22 protein-coding genes are annotated in these 20,449 nt (G+C 63.8%); 7 read left to right on the top strand and 15 right to left on the bottom strand.

What is annotated here, in order from left to right; genetic code table 11:
• Positions 1 to 265 precede the first annotated feature (265 nt).
• Positions 266 to 1,003: a sulfite exporter TauE/SafE family protein gene (locus V5738_RS14875; protein WP_423821602.1), complete on the top strand. Its 738-nt coding sequence runs from the start codon at positions 266 to 268 to the stop codon at positions 1,001 to 1,003.
• 97 nt (positions 1,004 to 1,100) lie between these two features.
• Here the strand turns inward: V5738_RS14875 and V5738_RS14870 are convergent, their stop codons facing one another.
• The 14 genes from V5738_RS14870 to radC form a co-directional block, all read right to left on the bottom strand.
• On the bottom strand, positions 1,101 to 2,762 hold the full coding sequence (locus tag V5738_RS14870) for a methyl-accepting chemotaxis protein (RefSeq protein WP_423821601.1): 1,662 nt from the start codon (positions 2,760 to 2,762) through the stop codon (positions 1,101 to 1,103).
• Between the two features lie 322 nt (positions 2,763 to 3,084).
• A complete protein-coding gene (locus tag V5738_RS14865; protein WP_423821600.1) occupies positions 3,085 to 3,336 on the bottom strand; it encodes a GlsB/YeaQ/YmgE family stress response membrane protein in 252 nt (83 codons plus the stop codon).
• Between the two features lie 283 nt (positions 3,337 to 3,619).
• Entirely contained in the window at positions 3,620 to 4,423 is an 804-nt protein-coding gene (locus tag V5738_RS14860) for an SDR family NAD(P)-dependent oxidoreductase (RefSeq protein WP_423821599.1), read from the bottom strand.
• Positions 4,420 to 4,854, bottom strand: coding sequence for a YkvA family protein (locus V5738_RS14855; protein WP_423821598.1), 435 nt, complete (start codon positions 4,852 to 4,854; stop codon positions 4,420 to 4,422). The genes V5738_RS14860 and V5738_RS14855 overlap by 4 nt, the downstream gene beginning before the upstream one ends.
• Positions 4,855 to 4,881: 27 nt before the next feature.
• Complete coding sequence (locus V5738_RS14850) at positions 4,882 to 6,483, bottom strand: FMN-binding glutamate synthase family protein (RefSeq protein ID WP_423821597.1); 1,602 nt, start codon at positions 6,481 to 6,483, stop codon at positions 4,882 to 4,884.
• A 361-nt stretch (positions 6,484 to 6,844) separates the two neighbouring features.
• Positions 6,845 to 7,660, bottom strand: coding sequence for a bifunctional DNA-formamidopyrimidine glycosylase/DNA-(apurinic or apyrimidinic site) lyase (mutM, locus tag V5738_RS14845; RefSeq protein WP_423821596.1), 816 nt, complete (start codon positions 7,658 to 7,660; stop codon positions 6,845 to 6,847).
• A gap of 496 nt (positions 7,661 to 8,156) precedes the next feature.
• The gene (locus tag V5738_RS14840) at positions 8,157 to 9,011 is read right to left on the bottom strand and encodes a hypothetical protein (protein WP_423821595.1); all 855 of its coding nucleotides are present in this window, start codon (positions 9,009 to 9,011) and stop codon (positions 8,157 to 8,159) included.
• A complete protein-coding gene (locus tag V5738_RS14835; protein ID WP_423821594.1) occupies positions 9,008 to 10,360 on the bottom strand; it encodes a GldG family protein in 1,353 nt (450 codons plus the stop codon). The genes V5738_RS14840 and V5738_RS14835 overlap by 4 nt, the downstream gene beginning before the upstream one ends.
• Before the next feature lie 6 nt (positions 10,361 to 10,366).
• Positions 10,367 to 11,131, bottom strand: a complete 765-nt coding sequence (locus V5738_RS14830; RefSeq protein ID WP_423821593.1) for an ABC transporter permease — start codon at positions 11,129 to 11,131, stop codon at positions 10,367 to 10,369.
• On the bottom strand, positions 11,128 to 12,072 hold the full coding sequence (locus V5738_RS14825) for an ABC transporter ATP-binding protein (RefSeq protein WP_423821592.1): 945 nt from the start codon (positions 12,070 to 12,072) through the stop codon (positions 11,128 to 11,130). Before V5738_RS14825 ends, V5738_RS14830 begins: the two co-directional genes overlap by 4 nt.
• 171 nt (positions 12,073 to 12,243) lie before the next feature.
• The gene (gene rpmG, locus V5738_RS14820) at positions 12,244 to 12,399 is read right to left on the bottom strand and encodes a 50S ribosomal protein L33 (RefSeq protein WP_423821591.1); all 156 of its coding nucleotides are present in this window, start codon (positions 12,397 to 12,399) and stop codon (positions 12,244 to 12,246) included.
• The gene (gene rpmB / locus V5738_RS14815) at positions 12,399 to 12,635 is read right to left on the bottom strand and encodes a 50S ribosomal protein L28 (RefSeq protein ID WP_423821590.1); all 237 of its coding nucleotides are present in this window, start codon (positions 12,633 to 12,635) and stop codon (positions 12,399 to 12,401) included. Before rpmB ends, rpmG begins: the two co-directional genes overlap by 1 nt.
• Before the next feature lie 181 nt (positions 12,636 to 12,816).
• Complete coding sequence (locus tag V5738_RS14810; protein WP_423821589.1) at positions 12,817 to 13,476, bottom strand: hypothetical protein; 660 nt, start codon at positions 13,474 to 13,476, stop codon at positions 12,817 to 12,819.
• 174 nt (positions 13,477 to 13,650) lie between these two features.
• Positions 13,651 to 14,325 carry a RadC family protein gene (gene radC / locus V5738_RS14805; protein WP_423821588.1) on the bottom strand — a complete coding sequence of 225 codons (675 nt, stop codon included), beginning with the start codon at positions 14,323 to 14,325 and terminating at the stop codon, positions 13,651 to 13,653.
• A 64-nt stretch (positions 14,326 to 14,389) separates the two neighbouring features.
• Between radC and coaBC the strand changes: the two genes are divergently transcribed.
• The 4 genes from coaBC to argB are packed head-to-tail and all read left to right on the top strand — an operon-like array spanning position 14,390 to position 17,466.
• Complete coding sequence (coaBC, locus tag V5738_RS14800; protein WP_423821587.1) at positions 14,390 to 15,595, top strand: bifunctional phosphopantothenoylcysteine decarboxylase/phosphopantothenate--cysteine ligase CoaBC; 1,206 nt, start codon at positions 14,390 to 14,392, stop codon at positions 15,593 to 15,595.
• 28 nt (positions 15,596 to 15,623) lie between these two features.
• On the top strand, positions 15,624 to 16,079 hold the full coding sequence (dut, locus tag V5738_RS14795; protein WP_423821586.1) for a dUTP diphosphatase: 456 nt from the start codon (positions 15,624 to 15,626) through the stop codon (positions 16,077 to 16,079).
• A 26-nt stretch (positions 16,080 to 16,105) separates the two neighbouring features.
• The gene (locus tag V5738_RS14790) at positions 16,106 to 16,528 is read left to right on the top strand and encodes a VOC family protein (protein ID WP_423821585.1); all 423 of its coding nucleotides are present in this window, start codon (positions 16,106 to 16,108) and stop codon (positions 16,526 to 16,528) included.
• 11 nt (positions 16,529 to 16,539) lie between these two features.
• Positions 16,540 to 17,466 carry an acetylglutamate kinase gene (gene argB / locus V5738_RS14785; protein ID WP_423821584.1) on the top strand — a complete coding sequence of 309 codons (927 nt, stop codon included), beginning with the start codon at positions 16,540 to 16,542 and terminating at the stop codon, positions 17,464 to 17,466.
• Between the two features lie 20 nt (positions 17,467 to 17,486).
• Here the strand turns inward: argB and pyrE are convergent, their stop codons facing one another.
• Complete coding sequence (gene pyrE, locus V5738_RS14780; RefSeq protein WP_423821583.1) at positions 17,487 to 18,143, bottom strand: orotate phosphoribosyltransferase; 657 nt, start codon at positions 18,141 to 18,143, stop codon at positions 17,487 to 17,489.
• Positions 18,144 to 18,258: 115 nt separating this feature from the next.
• Between pyrE and V5738_RS14775 the strand changes: the two genes are divergently transcribed.
• Both V5738_RS14775 and V5738_RS14770 read left to right on the top strand, forming a co-directional pair.
• Positions 18,259 to 19,038, top strand: coding sequence for an exodeoxyribonuclease III (locus V5738_RS14775; RefSeq protein ID WP_423821582.1), 780 nt, complete (start codon positions 18,259 to 18,261; stop codon positions 19,036 to 19,038).
• Positions 19,022 to 20,440 (top strand): AmpG family muropeptide MFS transporter, encoded by a 1,419-nt coding sequence (locus V5738_RS14770; protein ID WP_423821581.1) that lies wholly within the window; start codon positions 19,022 to 19,024, stop codon positions 20,438 to 20,440. Before V5738_RS14775 ends, V5738_RS14770 begins: the two co-directional genes overlap by 17 nt.
• The last annotated feature ends 9 nt before the right edge of the window (positions 20,441 to 20,449 follow it).

Here is a 20,449-nt window from a genome sequence, read left to right as displayed (position 1 = left end):
CGTTGGTACAAGCGCTTGTCGGGCCCGGCATTGGGTATCGGGCGCAGTCGGTGGGTGCCGGCATCCGATGCAGCATGACTTCGGGCGCATTAGAATCTGGCTCCGAAACCCACACCGAGCGCGCTATTGATTCTCCGGCTGAGCGGCATTCAAAGCCCAGGTGGTGGCTCGCCAGTGACTGCCTGCGAGGCGGTGCGGCTGGCATGAAGCGGCATGCGTTCTGGTGCCGGAGGCGGTTTCGCTGTGGCCGACGATTGGCGGGCGCATGACGCTGATCGTCGTGCTTACGATTGCTGCTCTGTTGACCGCCATTCTGTCGGCGATGGCGGGCATGGGCGGGGGCATGATCCTGATCGGGCTGATGTACGCCGTAGGATTGCCGCCGGCGCTGGCCCTGCCGTTGCACGCGGCCGTACAGCTGGCTTCGAACGGCGGGCGAGCGGTGGTCTATGCACCGCATATCCAATGGCGTGCGCTGGGGCTGTTTCTGGTCATGGCGATACCGGCGCCGTTTCTAGTCGCGCCCTGGGTGGCCTCGACCAATCCGGATGTGCTGCGCCTGATCATGGCCGGCTTCATCGCGGTCGGCATATGGCCAGTCTGGGCGCGATATCTGCGCTTGCACGGCCCGGCTGGGCTGCTGGCAGCCGGTTTGATCGGCGGCATCATGGGGCCACTGGTTGGCGGTATCGGCGTACTGGTGGCACCGTTTTTTCTGCGCGATGCCTGGCACAAGAACGACATCATCGCGACCATGGCGGTATCACAGATGTCGGCGCATGCGCTCAAGATCGTTGCCTTTTCGGTCGCGGGTTACAGCGTGTTCACGCGCTGGGATCTGCTGTTACCGATGGCCACGGCCGCCATTGTCGGCGCCGTGATCGGGCGTCGTCTCGGTGGTTTGGTCTCCGAGCGCGTGTTTCGCATCGTGTTCCGCGGGATACTGCTGGCGCTGGTGATCAAGCTCGGCTGGGACGGCGTACAGGGTGTGCTGCGGGCCTAGATCCGGCAGCGATCGCATCGAACCAAGCCGCTGCTTTTCCCGTGGGCACAAAAAAGCCGGCGACCCGCGGGGCGCCGGCTACTGCCCTGCGCGGTGATCAGCCGGTGGTTAGGGCATCGTCGGGCACACGAAAGCGTTGCACGGTCTCGCGCAGCGAGATCGCCTGGTCCTTGAGCGACTGCGACGCCGCAGACGCTTCTTCAACCAGGGCGGCGTTTTGCTGGGTGACCTCGTCCATCTGGGTTACGGCCTGATTGACCTGCTCGATGCCTCGCGACTGCTCGTTCGAAGCACTCGAGATTTCGGCCATCAGCGTCCGGGTCTGTTCGACGTGTTCGCCCAGTGTTTGCATCGACTCGCTGGCCTGATCGACGCGTTCGGCGCCGCTATGGGCCTGGCTGACCGAGCGTTCCACCAGCCCAGTGATGTTTTTGGCGGCATCGGCCGAACGATGGGCGAGCTTGCGGACTTCGCTGGCGACCACGGCGAATCCGCGCCCGTGTTCGCCGGCCCGGGCAGCCTCGACCGAGGCATTGAGCGCTAGCAGGTTGGTCTGGAAGGCGATGTCGTCGATCAGCGTGGTGATCTGGGAGATCTCATCGGCACCGCGACGGATATTGCCCATGGTCTCGACCACTTCGCCGATCAGGCGTCGGCTATCGTCCAGGGCTTGGCTGCTCTTGTCGGCCAGACCGCTGGCGTTGCTGGCATTGTCGGCATTGTGGCTGACCGTGGAGGTCAGCTGTTCCATGCTAGCTGCCGTTTCTTCCAGAGAGGCGGCCTGTTGCTGGGTGCGAGTCGAAAGATCGGTGTTGCCATCGGCGATTTCGCCGGCGGCGCTGTCGATTGATTCGCTACCCTGGCGCACCCGCGCAATCATCGCCGCCAGATCGCGGCGCATGGCTTCGACGCTAGCCATCAGGCTATCCCGATCGCCGGCTTTGAGCTGGGTGGTCGCGGTCAGATCACCGTTGGCTACGCGATTGAGCTGGGCCTGGGCTTCATAGGTTTCGCCGCCCAGAGCACGATAGATCGTGCGTGCGAGCATCAGCAGAGCCAGGGCGACCAGCAGACCGTAGCCGCCGATGATCAAACCGTATTTGACCAGCTGGGCATAGAAGGCGGCTTGAATATCGTCGGTATAGACGCCTGCCGAAATATTCCAGCCCCAGGGGTCGAATCGCTCGACATAGGTCATTTTCGGCACTTGCGGGCCGTCGGCGGAACGCGTGGCCGAATAATAGATGAAGCCCTGGCCGTTCTGGCGGGCCATGTCGCCGATCAAACGATATACCGCGACCCCGTTGTCGTCGACATAGTCGTGCATGGACGTGCCGGGTTGACGGCGCGGATGCCAGACAATGCGATCGTCGGCATCCGAGATGAAGACGTAGTTCTTCTTGTCGGCACCAAAACGCATTTCAGCCAGTGCATCGAGCGCGTTGCGCTTGGCTTCGGCAGAACTCAGATAGCCCTGTTCGGCGCGTTTATGAAAGCCGGCGATCATGGTTTCGGCCATATCGACCGTGTTGGTCAGACCTTTTTCGCGATAATTATAGAGTTCGCTGCGCAGCTGCCATCCTACGACAGCGACGATCACCGCTGCCAGGGCCAAGAGCACGGTCAACGGCAGGCCAATTTTGTATTTGAGCGGCCAGTTGCGCATCGAGCGCCGGGCTGGCTTTTGTGGTTGTTCGACGCGCGAGGCGCTGTCCTCGGCGGTTGCGTCGAATCCGAGGTCCCATTGTGTTGCGGCCATTAAAATCCCCCCCCGCGAGGTATTAGTTATTGCGTGCGCGGCATCACACATCGCAATTCATCGGCGGAGCGGGGAATTTCTTGAGATCGCGGTTTTCGTTAAAACCGTTCGACGGTCACAGATCGTGGTGCCGAGTGGTGTTGTTTGGATCAGTAGGGCCGCAGTTGGCCGATCGTCGGGATCGGCAGCAATGAGCAAGTGATCGCATCGCCAAGAGGAGCAAGAACTCGGGACCGGGCCGATTGGCGCGGCGGCTGGGACAGATGGCGGGGCAACAAGCCGGCGCGATCATCGCGCCGGCTCGCAGACGAGTGGTCGGCGATCAGCGTCGCGCGACCATACGGTAGAGCACCAGCAGAACGATGGCGCCCAGGATGGCGATGATGAAGCTGCCGATGTTGAAACCGCTCACGCCGCCAAAACCAAGCAGGCCACCAATGAAACCACCGATTACGGCACCTACGATGCCGATGATGATGGTCACGATGATGCCGCCCGGGTCTTCGCCGGGCATGATCAGTTTCGCGATCGCGCCGGCGATTAAGCCGAATATGATCCACGCGATAATACCCATGCTACAAAACTCCTATGCATTGATTGTTTTGTCACGACACTGTGGATCCCGCCGGTGATAAGCGCAAGATATCTTCGCAGTCGGCCGGCGGTATGCCGCGCAACACGCCTATCTATGGCCGTACAGGAAAGTTCGGGCCATACCGGCCAGACAAGGTCCGGCTGCGAAGTGCGCAATGCAATCCGCCAGACCCCGGTAGGTACCCGGTACAACGCCGAGCATTCAAAAGCGCCCTGACCGCGATATGCAGCGATCCTGCGTCGCCAGCAATCAGAACATCAAACTAGCGATAGCGTGCCTTGGCCCGGCGCCCTTTGGCCGTCAGGAGCGGACGAAGAGCCCGCGGCAGGCTGGGGAACAGGCTGCCGAGCGTGGTCATGACCCGGGTCGAGGCTGGCCGGGTGCGTTCGACCGGATGCCGGTCGACGATGCAAGCCAGTACCAGTTCCGCGATCTGCTCGGGCGTGCTCATCGGTTGCGAAAAGGTCAGGTCGGTGACCGCATCAATATCGCGCAGGATGAACTCGGTGGCGATCGGGCCAGGGGAAACGACCGAGATATTCACGCCGCGCCCGCGCCATTCTTCGGCCAGCGCATAGCTCAAGGTGCGCAGGCCGGCTTTGGTCGCCGAATACGTCGCGCTGCCGGGCACCGGCATGCGCCCGGCGACCGAGCCGACGTTGACGATGGCCGCTGAAGGAGTGGCTTCGAGCCATGGCAGCGCCGCCCGGCTGAGAACGATCGGCGCCCGCAGGTTGACGTCGACCATAGCCGCCAGGTGCTCGGCGCTCTGATCGGCAAAATCGCCGCGGTGGTGCAGGCCGGCGTTGTTGACCAGGATATCCAGCCCGCCGAGCGCGGCCGCAGCCTCGGCGATCAGGCGCTGACACGCCTCGGCCGTGGCGAGATCCATCGTGATCGGTACAGCGCCGATCTCGTCGGCCAGGGCGGCAAGCCGATCGCTGCGGCGAGCGGCAATCACGACCTGGGCTCCGGCGGCAATCAGCTGCCGCGCGACGGCTTCGCCGACCCCGCTGGACGCGCCGGTGACCAGTGCCCGACGGCCGGCCAGATCGGGCGACGTCATTCGACTGTGTGCATCGGCCGCCGATGGTCGGGACGGCCGAACCAGCTGTCCAGTTTGGTAGTGGTGCGACGGCGCACGCCGGCATCGATATATTGCGAAATGGTCGCCACGGCAAGGGTCAGCGCGCTCAGATCGTCGGTCAGGCCGAAGCCGAACAGCCAGTCGGGTACGGCATCGAAAGGCAGCACGAAATAGGCCAGCGCGCCATAGGCGGTGGCGCGGGCCCAGCCGGGCGTTTCCGGGCGCTGGGCGGCATAGTGTAACCACAGGGCTTTTTCCAGCAGTTCGTAGCCCGCGCGGCGAAATACCCGCGACATCTTGCTCCAGAAGCGGGTCTCGGAATACTGGTCGGCATAGCCGCGCAGAGCCTGTGGGCTTTCCGGGCCCTGCGTATGGGCGCTTTTGTTGCTGCGATCACCAAACCAAGCCATGGCATCATCTCCTTCGCGTTAGCGCGATCAGGCGGCGTGGCTGCGGGGCAGAAAACTCTCGGCCTGGGCGCGTGTCCAGGCGTGTTCGTAGCGCCCCGACTGGGCCCCGGCCACCAGCAATTCGCCGGTCTTCAAGAAACGATACACCTGATCGGCACTCTGGATCTCGGAATCGTGGGTGCGTCGGCATAGATGTTCGGGGGCCAGCTGGGCCGGATCGTCCAGACCGACCGTCGCCACCACTTCCTGCATGGCGCGTACTGTGGCCTTGTGGAAGCTGGCCACGCGTTCGGCTTTGTCAGGCACGACCAGCGCGCGTTGGCGCCACGGATCCTGGGTGGCCACCCCGGTCGGGCAGCGATCGGTATGACAGGACTCGGACTGCACACAGCCGACCGCGAACATGAACCCGCGCGCGGTGTTGCACCAGTCTGCGCCAAGTGCCATGTTCGAGGCCATCCGGAAGCCCGAGGTGATCTTGCCGGATGCGCCGATCTTGATGCGCTCGCGCAGGCCGGCCCCGACCAGTGTGTTATGGGCCCAGATCAGGCCTTCACGCAGCGGCGTACCGACGTTGTCGGCCAGTTCCAGGGGCGCCGCGCCGGTGCCGCCTTCGGAGCCGTCGACGACGATGAAATCGGGGGTGATGCCGGTCTTGAGCATGGCCTTAGCCAGGCTCATGAACTGCCAGCCGTGACCGATGCACAGTTTGAAGCCTACCGGCTTGCCGCCGCAGCCTTCGCGTAGATCGGCGATGAACTCCATCATCTCGATGGGCGTCGAAAAAGCCGTGTGGTAGGGCGGTGATTCGCAGGTCTGGCCGACCGGTACACCGCGCGCCTCGGCGATTTCGGGGGTGACCTTGCGTCCCGGCAGCACGCCGCCGTGGCCGGGCTTGGCGCCCTGGGACAGCTTGATCTCGACCATCTTGACCTGGTCGTCGGTGGCCCGTTCGACGAACTGGTCGCGATCGAAGCCGCCGTCCTCGGCTCGACAGCCGAAATAGCCGCTGCCGATCTCCCAAATCAGATCGCCGCCAAATTCCTTATGGTGGCGCGAGATCGAGCCTTCGCCGGTGTCATGGGCGAAGGCGCCCATGGCCGCGCCCTTATTGAGCGCGCGAATCGCGTTGGCCGATAGCGAGCCGAAGCTCATCGCCGAGATATTGAGCGTCGAAGCCGAGTAGGGGCGGGTGCAATCCGGGCCGCCGATATCGATGCGCGGCGGCGTCTCGGCCGGCTTGCGGGCGGCCATCGAATGCGCCAACCATTCGTGGCCTTCGGCATAGACATTGAGCTCGGTGCCGAAGGGATCGGCATCGTTGGCGCCCTTGGCCCGGGCATAGACCTGGCCGCGCTGTTCGCGCGAAAACGGCGCGGCTTCGGTGTCCGACTCGATCAGGTACTGGCGGATCTCCGGACGGATCGATTCGAAAAACCAACGAAAATGAGCCAATAGCGGATAGTTGCGCAGCAGGGCGTGTTCGGCCTGGAATAGATCGCGCACCCCGACCACCAGAAACATCGCCGCGATGATGAAAAACAACCCGAAGTAGCGCGGTGCCCACCAACTCAGCGCACCGAATAAAACAGTCGCCCCTAGCGCCAGGAGCAGTCCGAGGTAACGCATACTCGGCCCGAAGAAAGCAAAATCAATAGGCCAGCCTAGCGGTAGCTGCGGCGGGCTGTCACGCAGCCGTGTGGTACGTCCGGCCGCGACGCGGGCGACCCGGCGGCCTGGCATGGGCCTCGAGCGATATCCACCCCGGAGGGATTCCGGGGTACTGGCTATCGGCTCGGGCCGGACGGACCGGATCGGCCGCAGGTCGTGTGCGACGGCGCGCGATCGCGACAGGCCGACCGTCCGGCGTATGGGCGCTTACGATCAGATGAACGTCAGACAGTCGTACAACGGCGTTATCCGCCGATGCACGAGGCATGCTGCAGCACGGCGCCTCGCGTGCCGCTTGGTCGGAAGGGGCGGTAGCGTTCTAGTGCTGGCAGACCGGGCAGAAGAATGTACTGCGCTGGCCGATGACCTCGCGCCGGATTAGACCGCACCCCCGCGGACAGGGGGCGCCTTCACGGCCGTAGACCGATAGCGACAATTGAAAATAGCCGGTCTCGCCGTCCACGCCGATATAGTCGCGCAGTGTCGTACCACCAACCGCGATCGCCCGTGCCAGCACGTGTTTGATGGCCTCGGCCAGCTCGGCATAGCGGGCGGCGCTGATCCGTGCGGCGGCCCGGCGCGGATGGATGCCGGCAGCATGCAATGCCTCGCAGGCATAGATGTTGCCGACGCCGACCACCACCGCAGCATCCATGATGAAGGCCTTGACTGCGATCCGGCGGCCAGCCGAGCGTGCCTTGAGCCAGGCGCCGTCGAAGTCGTCGGACAGGGGTTCCGGGCCGAGCCGAGCCAGCAGCGCGAACTGGCTTGGATCGCCGGTCAGCCAGAACAACGAGCCAAAGCGCCGGGCGTCGTTGAAGCGCACGGCGGTGTCGTTATCGAGCACGATATCGACATGGTCGTGGGTTTCAGGCGGAGTATCTGCAGGCACGATGCGCAGCCGCCCGGACATGCCCAGATGCAGACAGACATGGCCGCTATCGGCCACGAACAACAGATACTTGGCGCGTCGGTAGACGGTATGCAGTGTCTGCTCCGGCAGGTCGCGAGCCAGTTCTGGCGAGACCGGCCAGCGCAGCTGGGGCTGACGTACGATGACCGTGCGTACGCGTTGGCCTCGGACATGGGGCGCAATCCCGGCGCGTGTGGTCTCGACTTCAGGAAGTTCAGGCATCGATCTATTTTGACACGCGTGTGTCGGGGCCGCCGTACGGGTTTTTATCCGCCGCGGTATGCAGGTAGGCGCGCCGCCCGGACGGTTGCGGGTGCCTGGGCTAGGCCACAGCGGCTGCAGCGTTGATCGATGAACGGGCGGTGTCGGCGCCGATCGGCGCTTGTCTGCGACAGCCGCCCCTGGTCGACTGTCTTGCGCGGGCGAGGGCGCTGATCGGCCAGCAAACGGCGCTACCAAAGACGCGAGGTAGGCCAGTGGCAAAGCCGCGCTATGCTGCGGTGGTCGCGGGAATGGCGCCAGGTCGGTGGGTACGTCGCAACGGCCACCCGCGAGCTATATCGATCGGCGCTCATGGACAGATGAACAGCGTTGGCTCGTCGGATTTCTAGGGCGCGTCGTCATAAGAGACGCCACCGCATCCAACGCCGCCTGGCCTGCTGCGCGGGCGTCCCCCACAGAGCTGCGGATGCAGCGGCGTATCTCGCGACGACACGCCCTAGAGGCCGGGGTGCTGAATATCGAGCAGCGGGCCGATGCGATTGCCGGCCAAGTGGTAGTCCACGCCGAGTGCCGGATCCCGCAAGATCAGGTTGGGATAGCGCTCGATGATATCGAAATGCCGTGGCGTGCCCTCGGCGAACCCGAGCGTGATACGAGCCACCCGCTGCCGGCTTTGGTCCGCGGGCGTGATGGCCAGTGCTTGAGCCCGCAGCCAGGTCTGAGCAGTGGTTGCTACGGCTGCGGCGCTACGTTGCCCGGCCGGCTGGGCCTGCCATCGGCCCCGATCGTCGCGCACGAGCGTGAAATGCGGCAGCACCAGTTTCTGTAGCTGGCGCTGTGGGGGTACCAGCGCCCGCGAGATCCAGTGCGTCCAGCCCCACTGTAGCCCGCCGAACGCGGGCAGATCGGCGAGCAACAGCGCATGCGGCGTAGCCACATAGCGGCTGCCGCGGCTCGGCCCGGGGCCGCCGATGCGAATCGGACCAATCTGGCCAAAGCGGACCACCAGCGGGTGGTCGGCCAGACCGGTTTTGGTTTGCTCTATCGCTCTTGGCGCATAGCTTTGCTGGGCGGGCTGGCCAAGCAGCGACAAGATAGCTTTGAGATGGGCAGTATCGACCGGTGCCTGAACCGGCGCGCTCAGGCGCCAGCCGGTGTTGCTGCGCGCGATCTCAAGCAGATTGCTGCCGTAACGGATGCGGATATGATCGATCTGCGAAGGCGTCAGATCGCTGATGACCGGCGCAGCGCCTGGCGTTGGCGGCGGCCGATACGAACGCCACAGGGCGATGCCCAGCGCAGCGATCGTAAGCAGCAGGACGGCGATGAGCAGAATGCGACGCTGCTTCATCGGCGCCGCCGCCACCACCAGCGGCCGAGCCCGAACACGCACAACACGCCCGGCAACCCGGCGATGAAGACCCACCCCAAGGTTTGCAGCCGGGCCGGGGCCATCTGCAGATGATCGTCAGGTGCCTTGGGTACGTCGACCGCGATCTGGGCATCGCGCCCGGCCAGCCACTGGAACATCGCCAGGGCCAGCGCGCGGTTGCCGAGCTGGCCGATATGGCCGTTGTCCATGAAATCACTGTCGGCCACGATTACCGCGCGCTGCGAGGCCGTATCGCGATCGGAGGCAGCCGCGGTATCAGTCGATTGAGGCGATCGGGTTTCGGCCAGCCCAAAGGTCAGCGGCCCCGGGCGATCGCCGCGGTCGGGCTGGAACGTGATACTGCCGCCTTCCAGTGAGCCGGTCTCCAGCCAGCTTCGACCCGGCGAGCGCAAAAACGTCTGATGTTGCCATTGCGATTTGTCGAGCGGGGCGAGCGCGCCGGCAAACGGGAACAACGTGATCTGATTCAGATGGGCCGTGATCGGGGTCTTGGGATAATTGGCGACCAGCGCCATAGCTGGGTTGCCGGTGCCGAGCTTGCGATAGTCGGGATAGACCAGGGTCCCGGACAGCCAGTGCAGCCCTAGGTCCTGGGCCAGCGGGGTCAGCCCGTAGCGCTGGCCTGGATCGTCGGCCCATAGAATATTGCCGCCGTTTCGGACGTAGTCGCGGATCATGTTGACCTCGCCGGGCAGCAGATCACTTTGCGGCGAGGCGATGACCAGTACCGCCGTATTGTCCGGAATCGCGCCGTTTTCGACCAGATTGACGGGCCGAGTCTTGAGCCCCTGATCGCTCAGTGCGTTGGCTAGCCGTCGATAGCCGGCCGTGGCTTTGGCCTTCGGGGCGCGCTCACCATGGCCGGCGATGAACACGATCCAGCGCGTACCGCCTGGCGAGAGTCGCTGCAATGCATTGGTGACCGCGGCCTCCGAATACTCGGTCAGCGTTTGGCGGCGCCCGGCGTGCTCGACTACTACGGCACCGTCGCGATCGATGCCGAGCTTGCGCACCTCGTTCGGATGCTGACCGGGATCCAGAAAGCGTAGATGTACGCGCTCCGAGGCCCGGGTATAGCGGGCCAGACGTTGGCGAATCTCGTGACGCCGCGGCCCGGGATAGATATAGGCCTTGAAATCGATGGGTCCGTCGTCGAGTGCGGCGATCACGCGCCGGCTGGCCTGGGTCAGACTGTTGCGATTGCCGGCGGTCCAGTCGGCCGAGACCGTGTAGCGTTGCGACAGCCAGCCGGCCAGTACGGCCACGACGACAATCAGCAGCATGGTTAGATAGCTGGTCAAACGCATGGTCGGCTAGCCACGTCGGTCGGCATCCACCCGCACCACGGCAAGGCCCAGAAAAGCTGCCACGAAGATCAGGAAATAGGCGATATCGCCGCTGGCGACGATGCCGCGCAACAGGGTATCGGCATGGCCGATCGGGGACACGCCGCGGGCCAGGCTGCCGAGCGCGATCGACCAGCCCCAAAGCGTGGGTTGCCAGTCGAGGCTGGCTACGGCATAGATCAGCCACAGCAACATCAGGCCGGCCAAGCTGAGCACCGCGGCCAGGGTGGGTTCGTGGGTCAAGGCCGAGGCGAATACGCCGATCGCGGCAAACGACGCCATGACCAGCCATAGCCCGATCAGGCCGGCCGCGATCACGCCCAGGTCCAGGGGCGTAAAGATGAGTAGCGTCAGCGGCATCAGCGCGATCAGCGCCCAGCTCAGACTCAGATAGAGCATGACGCCAATGAATTTGCCGAGCACGATCTCGGTGGCCGAGGCCGGGGCGGCGAGCAGCAGTTCGAGGGTGCCGGTTTTCCGTTCCTCGGCAAAGGCGCGCATCGTCAGTAGCGGCACCACCAGCAACAGGATCAGCGTGACGAAACGAAACAGGCCGGCGCCGACCAGTTCGGAAACGCCGTCGTAGGCATTTAGATGATCTGGGTTGAGGGCGACATCGGTTAGCGACATCACGAATAGCAGCCCGGCCAGAAGCTGGGTGGCACCGAGCAATACCCAGGCCAGCGGCGAGGCGAACAGGCGGGCGCATTCAAGGCGTGCGATCGCCGTCATGGGGTGGCCGCCGTGGCCGGACCGGTACCGGTCACCTGCATAAAGCGGTCTTCCAGGGTGGTCGGGCGCGCGGCCAGTGTGTGCAGCCCCCAGCCTTCGGCCGCCGCCCGCTCGGCGAGGGCCGTGCGGATCTGGCGATCATTGTTTTCGGGCCGTACTCGCCACAAGCCTTCCCCGGTCTGTTGGATCTCGGCGATGCCGGGTAGGGCGGCCAGCGTCGCGGTATCCGGGCCGTGGGTGAGCCCGAGTTCCAGCCAGCTATGATCGGCCGCCAGTTCGGCGCGGGTCGCATCCATGGCCAGCCGGCCGCGGTCGACGATCACCACCCGGGAGGCCACGGCCTGGATCTCGGACAGGATATGGCTCGAGATGATCACGCTATGAGTCGTTGCCAGCCTTGAAATCAATTCGCGCACGCCGATCAGCTGGGTCGGATCCAGCCCGGCGGTAGGCTCGTCGAGGATCAGCACGCTCGGCCGATGCAGAATGGCCTGGGCCAGTCCGACCCGCTGGGCATAGCCTTTGGATAGGGCGCCGATCAGGCGGCGGCCGACGTCGGTCAGACCGCAGTCGTGCTTGGCGTCGGCAATCGCCCTGTGCCGCCGGGCCCGGGGGATGGCCTGCAATCGCGCGGCGAAACGCAGGTATTCATCAACCGTGAGTTCGGGATAGACCGGTGGGCGCTCAGGCAGATAGCCGAGATGGCGCTTGGCCGCGCGGGGGTGGTCGACCAGATCGATGCCGGCGATCGCCACGCGGCCGGCGCTAGGGGCCAGTGTACCGGCCAGCATGCGCAAAATCGTGGTCTTACCGGCACCGTTGGGTCCGAGCACCCCGAGAACATCGCCGGCGGCGAGTCGGAGGTGGATGTCGGTCACCACGCGTCGGCCGCCATAGTCGCGCGCCAGCCCGTGGGCGGCCAGCAACCCGTCGCTTTCCATGGCCCCTCTTGAAGTCAGGCGCCCGCCGATGCACCGGCGAGGCTGGGTCGGGAAATGCCCAGTCTAACCAAAGTCGGCGCTGTAACGCTTACAGGGTTGCGTTGTATCGAGCCGGGCTATAAAAAAGCCGGCGCATGGCCGGCTTTTATCATCAAGCGATCGAAACCGATCTTACTTGATCTTGGCTTCTTTGAAGGTCACGTGCTTACGCGCCTTGGGATCGTACTTTTTAATCTCGAGCTTGTCGGGACTGTTCCGTTTGTTCTTGAACGTGGTGTAGAAGAACCCGGTATCCGCGGTCGAGACCATGCGAATTTTTTCGCGCATTATACTTTCTCCCCGCGCTTGCGCAACTTGGCAAGCACGCTATCAATACCTTGACGGTCGATGATACGCATGCCCTTGGAAGAAACCCGCAGGCGCACATAGCGCTGCTCCGAATCGACCCAGAACCGATGCCAATGCAGGTTGGGCACGAAACGGCGTTTCGTCTTGTTGTGGGCGTGCGAGACGTTGTAACCAGTCACCGGCTTCTTGCCGGTCACCTGACAAATCTGGGACATGCTAGAACTCCTGATCGCGCGCTAGTCGGCGTCGGCGAGCCGCGTATTTAACCACTAAGCGGTTTGCGGCACAACCGTTGTCGTCAGATTTTTTGACGTGGCCAAGGTAGAACACCCCGAAAGCCGGGGTGTTCTACTGCGAAGCGGCGGTGGTCGCTGCGTCGATCGTGCCGGCTGAGTTTTAGAACGTGAAACGCGCACCAACGTTGACTACGTTATGCAGCGACTCGTCGTTGCGGCCGACTTCCAGGTCCGAGCGGTCGTAACCGGCGGTCAGGGCGTAGTGCTGGTCTTCGTCCAGATAGCCGACCAGCTGCACACCGTATTTGAACCCGTCGGGGCTGCCGTAATCCAGACCGTTGCCCGAGATCTTGCCGTAATCCACGTATGTGGCATGCGGGTTGATCTCGACCTGCGGCAGAGCCATCCAGCGTAGGCCGGCGCTGATGCCGTAGCCGTCGCCGGTGGCATCGTGGCCGCCGTAGCCGCCCGGTGCATCACGCACTTCCAGGCGCTCGTAGTTGACGGTGCCGTAGTAGCCCAGGCCGGTGCCCTCGGCGCCGCCATAGTCGTAGAAGCCTTCGCCGCCCAGGCCGACATGGGCTTCGTTCACACCAGTGGGCGAATTGTCGAGGTTAAAGCGGTGAAAACCGCCCTGCAGGATGGGGTGGATCGGAAAGGCGCTGTCGGTGGCGAAGCCGATCGAGACATCGCCACCATAGCCGGTGACATCGTTGCCGGCGTGGTCGACATTGCCTTCAGGGATGTATTCACCCTGAGCATAGGTGTAACCCGGGCCATCCGTCTGATCCGTGGAGGCGATCACGCTCGGGCCCGCCATGACGGAAGTGGCCGGAAGCATTGTGGCACTCAGAAAAAACGCGGCTTTTTTCATTTCTTTCTCCAAACTTAACAACCAGATAGGGGGTGGATCTGGTCGCGGGAAAGGTAGAAAGAGGTTGGTTTCATGTCAATTAAAAATTAAATAATTGTTACGATAGCTTTTGAGTGTATTTTACATTAAACCCCGTTCTGCAAGGCTTGTGGTCGCTTCGCGGGCCAGAATCATGTGATCGAGAACGCGAATATCGACCAGCCCGAGGGCATCCGACAGCCGTCGCGTGATGTCTCGGTCCGCAGAACTGGGCTCGGCCACCCCGGACGGGTGGTTATGCGCCAGGATCACGGCAGCGGCGTTATGGCGCAGGGCGGCCTTGACCACTTCCCTGGGATAAACGGCCGCGCCATCGATGGTGCCGCGAAACATTTCTTCGAAGGCGATCACCCGGTTGCGGTTATCCAGAAAGACGCAGGCAAAGATTTCGTGTTCCTGGCGCGCCAGCTGCAGCGCAAGATAGGCTCGGGTGGCTGATGGGTCGCTTAATACATCGCGTTCCCGGATCGCCTCGCCCGCATGTCGGCGGGCCATCTCCAGCACCGCCTGGAGTTGGGCATACTTGGCTTCGCCGAGGCCACGGGCCGCGGTGAAACGCGCGCGGTCGGCCGACAGTAGCGCATCGAGGCTGCCGTAATCGGTCAGCAGATGGCGGGCCAAGTCGACCGCGCTCATCCCGGTCACGCCGGTGCGCAGGAAAATCGCCAGTAGCTCGGCATCGGACAGCGCGGCCGCGCCGCGGGCCAGTAGTTTTTCGCGCGGCCGCTCGGTGGCCGGCCAGTCGGTAATCCCCATCATTCCCCCGTGCTATGAATACGCCGCCCATGGCTGATGGCGAGCGTCCAGGTACAATAGCGGCATGCAATCATTGGCCCAACGTCGAGTGCTGCTCGGGGTAACCGGCAGCATCGCTGCGTACAAAACGCCGAGCCTCGTACGGCGCCTGGTCGAAGTCGGGGCTGAGGTACAGGTGGTGATGACCGACGCCGCTAAGCGTTTCGTCACGCCCATGACCTTGGCGGCCGTATCCGGCCACCCGGTGCGCGATGATCTCTGGGATGAAGCGGCGGAATTGTCGATGGGCCATATCGAGCTCGCGCGCTGGGCCGAACGGGTGCTGATCGCCCCGGCCAGCGCCGATACGTTAGCCCGGCTCGCGCTTGGCCGCGCCGATGATCTGTTGTCGACCCTGTGTCTGGCGACGACTGCTGAGATCGTGGTCGCGCCCGCGATGAACCACGTGATGTGGGCCCATCCGGCCACCCGTGCCCATATGACGACATTGGCCGAGCGCGGGGTGCGCTGTATCGGCCCGGACAATGGCGAACTGGCCGAGCGCGAATCCGGGGCCGGGCGGATGTCCGAGCCAGAGGCGATCCGCGACATGCTGATCGCCGATCTTGCCGGCGAGGCCGTACCCAAGACACTGGTCGGCCGGCGGGTGGTGGTAACCGCCGGGCCGACCCGAGAAGCGATCGACCCGGTGCGGTTTCTGACCAATCGCTCCTCCGGGCGGATGGGCTATGCGCTGGCCGCGGCCTGTGCGGCTGCCGGCGCCGAGGTCACGCTGGTCTCGGGGCCGACCGAGCTGGCCGCGCCGGCCGGGGTCGAGCGGGTCGCCGTGGAATCGGCGGCCGATATGTACGAAGCCGTCATAGCGGCCGTACCTGCGGCCGATATCTTCATCGGCGCAGCCGCGGTCGCAGATTACAAGCCGGCCGAGGTCGCGGCCGATAAGATCAAAAAGTCGGACGGCGACAGCACGTTGGTCCTGACCCGGACCAAAGACATCATCGCCGAGGTGGCCGCCGCCTATCCGGGGGTGTTTACCCTCGGGTTCGCGGCCGAGACCCGCGATCTGGACAACGCCGCCCGGGCCAAGCGCGAGCGCAAGGGCCTATCGATGATCGCCGGCAACTTGGTTGGTCCGGATAAAGCCTTCGGCCGCGATGACAACGAGCTGCTGGTGATCTGGGCCGATGGCGAACAGCGCCTGGCGCGGGCGGCCAAACGCGATCTGGCCCACGATCTGGTGGCATTGATCGCCGCCCGGATCGAGCCCTGACACAGATCTTTCACAGGACGACGACACGATGACCCGACTGCAGGTAAAACAGCTGGACCCACGCCTCGGCCGTGATTTTCCCATGCCCGAGCGCGCTACCGCCGGCTCGGCCGGCATTGACCTGCGGGCCATGGTCGATGCGTCGATCACGCTGGCTCCGGGCGACTGTGAACTGCTGCCCAGTGGCCTGGCGATTCATATCGACGATCCCGGTCTGGCGGGGTTGATCCTGCCGCGCTCGGGGCTCGGCCATAAGCACGGCATCGTGCTCGGCAACGGCACCGGCCTGATCGATTCCGATTACCAGGGTGAGCTCAAGGTCTCGGCCTGGAACCGTTCGAATACCACCTACACCATCGAGCCGGGCGAGCGCATCGCCCAGTTCGTGCTGGTGCCGGTGGTCGCGGCCGAGCTAGCGATCGTCGACGAGTTCGATGCCAGCGATCGTGGCGCGGGCGGCTTCGGTTCGACCGGCGTGGCTTAGACGCGGCGCGACCCAGGGAGCCTCCCATGAGCCTCGGCAACGGCGATTCCCTGCTTGCGATCGATCATGTGCAAGTGTTCGTGGCCGACCGGGCCGCAGCCTGCCACTGGTATGCGCGCATTCTTGGGCTGGTGCCGGTGCCGGTGCCGGAGTTGGCTTTCTGGGCGACCAACGGCGGGCCGCTGACGCTGTCGAATGCGGCGCGCAGCGTCACCCTGGCTCTGTTCGAGCAGGCCGAAACCCCGCACCGAGCGACCGTGGCCTTACGCGTCGACGGGCCCGATTTTCTGGCTTGGCGCGCCGACCTGGCGGCCGAACCCGACCTGGCCCTACGCTTCGAAGACCATGCCGTGGCATGGTCGCTGTACTTCGCCGATCCGGACACTAATCGGTTCGAAATTACCACCTACGATTATTTCGCGGTCGCTAAGGCGCTCGCGGACGACTAGAGCCAGAGATCATGGAGCAGAACCAACGCATGTCACTGGACCCCGAAGCCGCTGCACGCGTAGCCCGCGTGCTTGGCGAAGCATTGCCTTATATCCGTCGTTTCGCCGGCAAGACCGTGGTCATCAAATACGGCGGCAACGCCATGACCGATCCGGAACTGAAATCCGGCTTTGCCCGCGATATCGCGCTGATGAAGCTGGTCGGATTCAATCCGGTCGTGGTCCACGGTGGCGGGCCGCAGATCGGCAAGGTGCTTGAGCGGGTCGGCAAACAGACCGAGTTCATCAAGGGGATGCGGGTGACCGACGCCGACACCATGGACGTGGTCGAGATGGTCCTCGGCGGCCTGGTCAACAAGGAAATCGTCAATCTCATTAACCAGCACGGCGGCCATGCGGTCGGGCTGACCGGTAAGGACGGTAACCTGATCTCGGCGCGCAAACTGGCCCTGGTCGAAGACGATACCGATCTGGGCTTCGTCGGCGAGGTCGCCGATATCGACCCGCGTATCGTCAAGCGCCTCGAGGCCGACGACTTCATTCCAGTGATCGCGCCGATCGGTGTCGGTGCAGACGGGCGCAGCTACAACATCAACGCCGACCTGGTCGCTGGCAAGATCGCTTCGGTGCTGGAAGCCGAAAAGTTGATGCTGTTGACCAATACGCCGGGCGTTCTGGATGCCGAAGGCAATCTGCTGACCGGTCTGACCCCCGCGCAAGTCGAAAGCCTGATCGACGTCGGCGTGATCCACGGCGGCATGCTGCCCAAAATCCAGTGTGCGCTGGACGCGGTGGCCGAGGGGGTGCGTGCGGCCCATATCGTCGACGGGCGAGTCGAGAATGCGGTGCTGCTAGAGCTGTTCACCGATGCCGGCGTGGGCACTCTGATCCGGCGTGAAGCCGATGCCGTGCCGGGCGACGATACCCCGGCCGCCTGAACCAAAGGGCTAGGGCGGCGTCATCCGCCCGTAACGCCGTATTCGCGGCGATAGGTCTGGATCGCCGCGATCGTGTCGGCATCCAGCCCGCGGTTTTGGGCATAGGCGATCACGTCGTCCAGGGTCGCCACGGCCGCGGTCGGGATCCCTTCGTCGGCCGCCAAGGCCGCCAGCGGCGAGCGGTCGTCGGCGCCGCGTTCCTGCCGGTCGAGTGCGATCAGCACGCCGGCGACTTCCGAGCCGGCCTCACGGATTTTCTGGATCGCTTCGCGCACGGCGGTGCCGGCAGTGATTACATCGTCCACGATCACCACGCGCTGGCCGAGCGGTGCGCCGACCAGGGTGCCGCCTTCGCCGTGATCCTTGGCTTCCTTGCGATTGTAGGTGAACGGCACGTCCCGGCCATGCTCGGCCAGCGCGCAGGCGACGGTCGCGACCAGCGGGATGCCCTTATACGCCGGGCCGAACAGGCTGTCGTAGTCGATGCCGGATTCGGCGAGTGTTGCGGCATAGCCGGCCGCCAGGCGTTGCATGCCGGCACCCGAGGCGATTTCGCCCATGTTGAAGAAATAGGGCGATACACGGCCCGATTTGAGCGTGAATTCGCCGAATTTCAGGGCGTCGTATTGGTCGGCGAGGGCCAGGAAATCCTGGCTGGTGTCGGTCGGGCGGGGCATGGGTGGGGCGTCCTCGTCGTTGTCGAAACCGGTCGATGGGCACGTATGATAAGCGCCTCGAACAGCCGCGACGAGTCGATCGGCCGTTGTGTTTCGTTGCCACAGGGAGTTTTCGATGCGGGTCATGTCCTTCAACGCCAACGGCATCCGTGCAGCCCAGCGCAAGGGTTTTTTCGAATGGATGGCCGAACAGGATCCCGATGTGGTCTGCATTCAAGAACTCAAAGCCCAGCAGCATCAGCTGGAGGGCATCGCGGCGTTTTGGCCCGAGGGGTACCACTGCTTCTACGAAGAGGCGACCAATCGCAAGGGCTATTCCGGGGTGGCGATCTATGCCAAGCGCGAGCCGGACGAGGTCATCCGCGGCATGGGGCACGAGGAATTCGATGCCGAAGGCCGCTATCTCGAAGCCCGCTTCGGCGATCTACGCATTGCCAGTCTGTATGCGCCGTCGGGCTCTTCCGGCGATCATCGCCAGGATTCCAAGGAGCGCTATCTGGTCTATTTCCTGGATTTTCTGCAGCGTCAGGCTGCAGCGTCCGGCGAGTATCTGATCTGCGGCGACTGGAATATCGCGCACAAGGAAATCGATCTTAAGAACTGGAAGAACAACAAGAAGAATTCGGGCTTTATGCCGCACGAACGAGAATGGATGGACCGGCTGTTCGGCGACGTCGGGTTAGTCGATGTGTTTCGAGAGGTCAATCCGAATGAGGACCAATTCACCTGGTGGTCGCAGCGCGGCGCCGCCTGGGACAAGAATGTGGGCTGGCGGATCGATTATCACGTCGCAACCCCGGGCTTGGCCGATGCCGCTACCGCAGAATATGTCTATCGCGAATCCCGCCTGTCCGACCATGCACCGTTGACGATCGACTATGACGTCGAATTCTGAATATCGCATCACCGGACGGGCCGGTGCCCCCGAGCCGCAGCCCGAGGCGTCGAATAAACGCGACTGGAAGGCCGCGCTTGCGACCTATACCCAGCCGCGCGTGATCGGCATGGGGCTGCTCGGTTTTTCTTCTGGGCTGCCCTTCCTGCTGGTGTTTTCGACCTTGTCGGCCTGGCTGTCGATGGCCGGCGTGTCCAAGACCACGATCGGATTTTTCTCCTGGATCGGGATTCTCTACTCGATCAAGTTCTTCTGGGCGCCAGTGATCGATCGGCTGCGGCTGCCGATCCTATCGCGCTGGCTCGGGCGACGACGTAGCTGGATGCTGCTTGCCCAGGCCGGGTTGATGATCGGGCTGTTGTGCATGGCTGGCACCGACCCGGCGACCAACCTAGAGGCGATGGCCTGGTTCGGCCTGTTGGTCGCGTTTTCGGCAGCTACCCAAGACGTAACGATCGACGCCTGGCGCATCGAAGCAGTCGCCAAAGATCTTCAAGGCGCGATGGCCGCGACCTATCTGGCCGGTTATCGCATCGCGATGCTGGTCGCCGGCGCCGGTTCGTTCTATATCGCCGCGGCTTCGTCCTGGTCGATGGCCTATTACGTCATGGCCGGGTTAGTACTGGTCGGCGTAGTGACCGTGCTGGCGCTCGGCGAGCCCGATGTGGATCGCACCCGCGATAACGAACTGCGCGAACAGTGGGCGATCGACTGGTTGGCAGCGCGTGCTGCCCAGCCTGCCTGGCTGCAGCGCATCGAGCGCTGGATCATCGGCGCGATCGTCTGTCCGTTCTGGGATTTCTTCTCGCGCTATCGACGCGAGGCCGTGATCATCTTATGTCTGGTTGGTTTGTACCGGGTTTCGGATATCACGCTGGCGGTCATGTCCAATCCGTTCTATCTGGATGCCGGCTATACGCCGGACCAGATCGCGAGTATTTCCAAGATTTTCGGTCTGGCGATGACGCTATCGGGCGCGGCGATCGGTGGCTTGCTGGTTGCGCGTATCGGCGTGCTGCGCGCGGTTTTGATCGGCGGCGTGCTGACCGCCAGCGCAAATCTGGTGTTCGCCTGGCTGGCCACGCTCGCTGAGCCCGGGCTGCTGGATCTGACCTTGACCATCTCGGCCGAGAACCTGGCCGGCGGGATCGCCATGACCTCGTTCATCGCCTATGCATCCAGCCTGACCAACACTGCCTATACCGCTACCCAATACGCCTTGTTTTCGTCGTTGATGACCTTGCCCGGCAAGTTCATCGGCGGTTTTTCTGGCTGGGTGGTCGATCATGCCGGCTATACGTGGTTTTTCGTCGATACCGCGATCGCCGGGGTGCCGGCTGTACTGCTGGTGCTCTGGTTGATGGCGCGTACACCGAGCGAGTCGCCGCGACCGGCCCCATAGCAATCCGCA

Origin of the sequence: Salinisphaera sp. SPP-AMP-43 (genome assembly GCF_049568105.1) — a bacterium.
GTDB lineage: Bacteria > Pseudomonadota > Gammaproteobacteria > Nevskiales > Salinisphaeraceae > Salinisphaera.
Note: the sequence above shows the minus strand (reverse complement) of the source record. Positions and strands in the feature narration are given on the sequence as shown.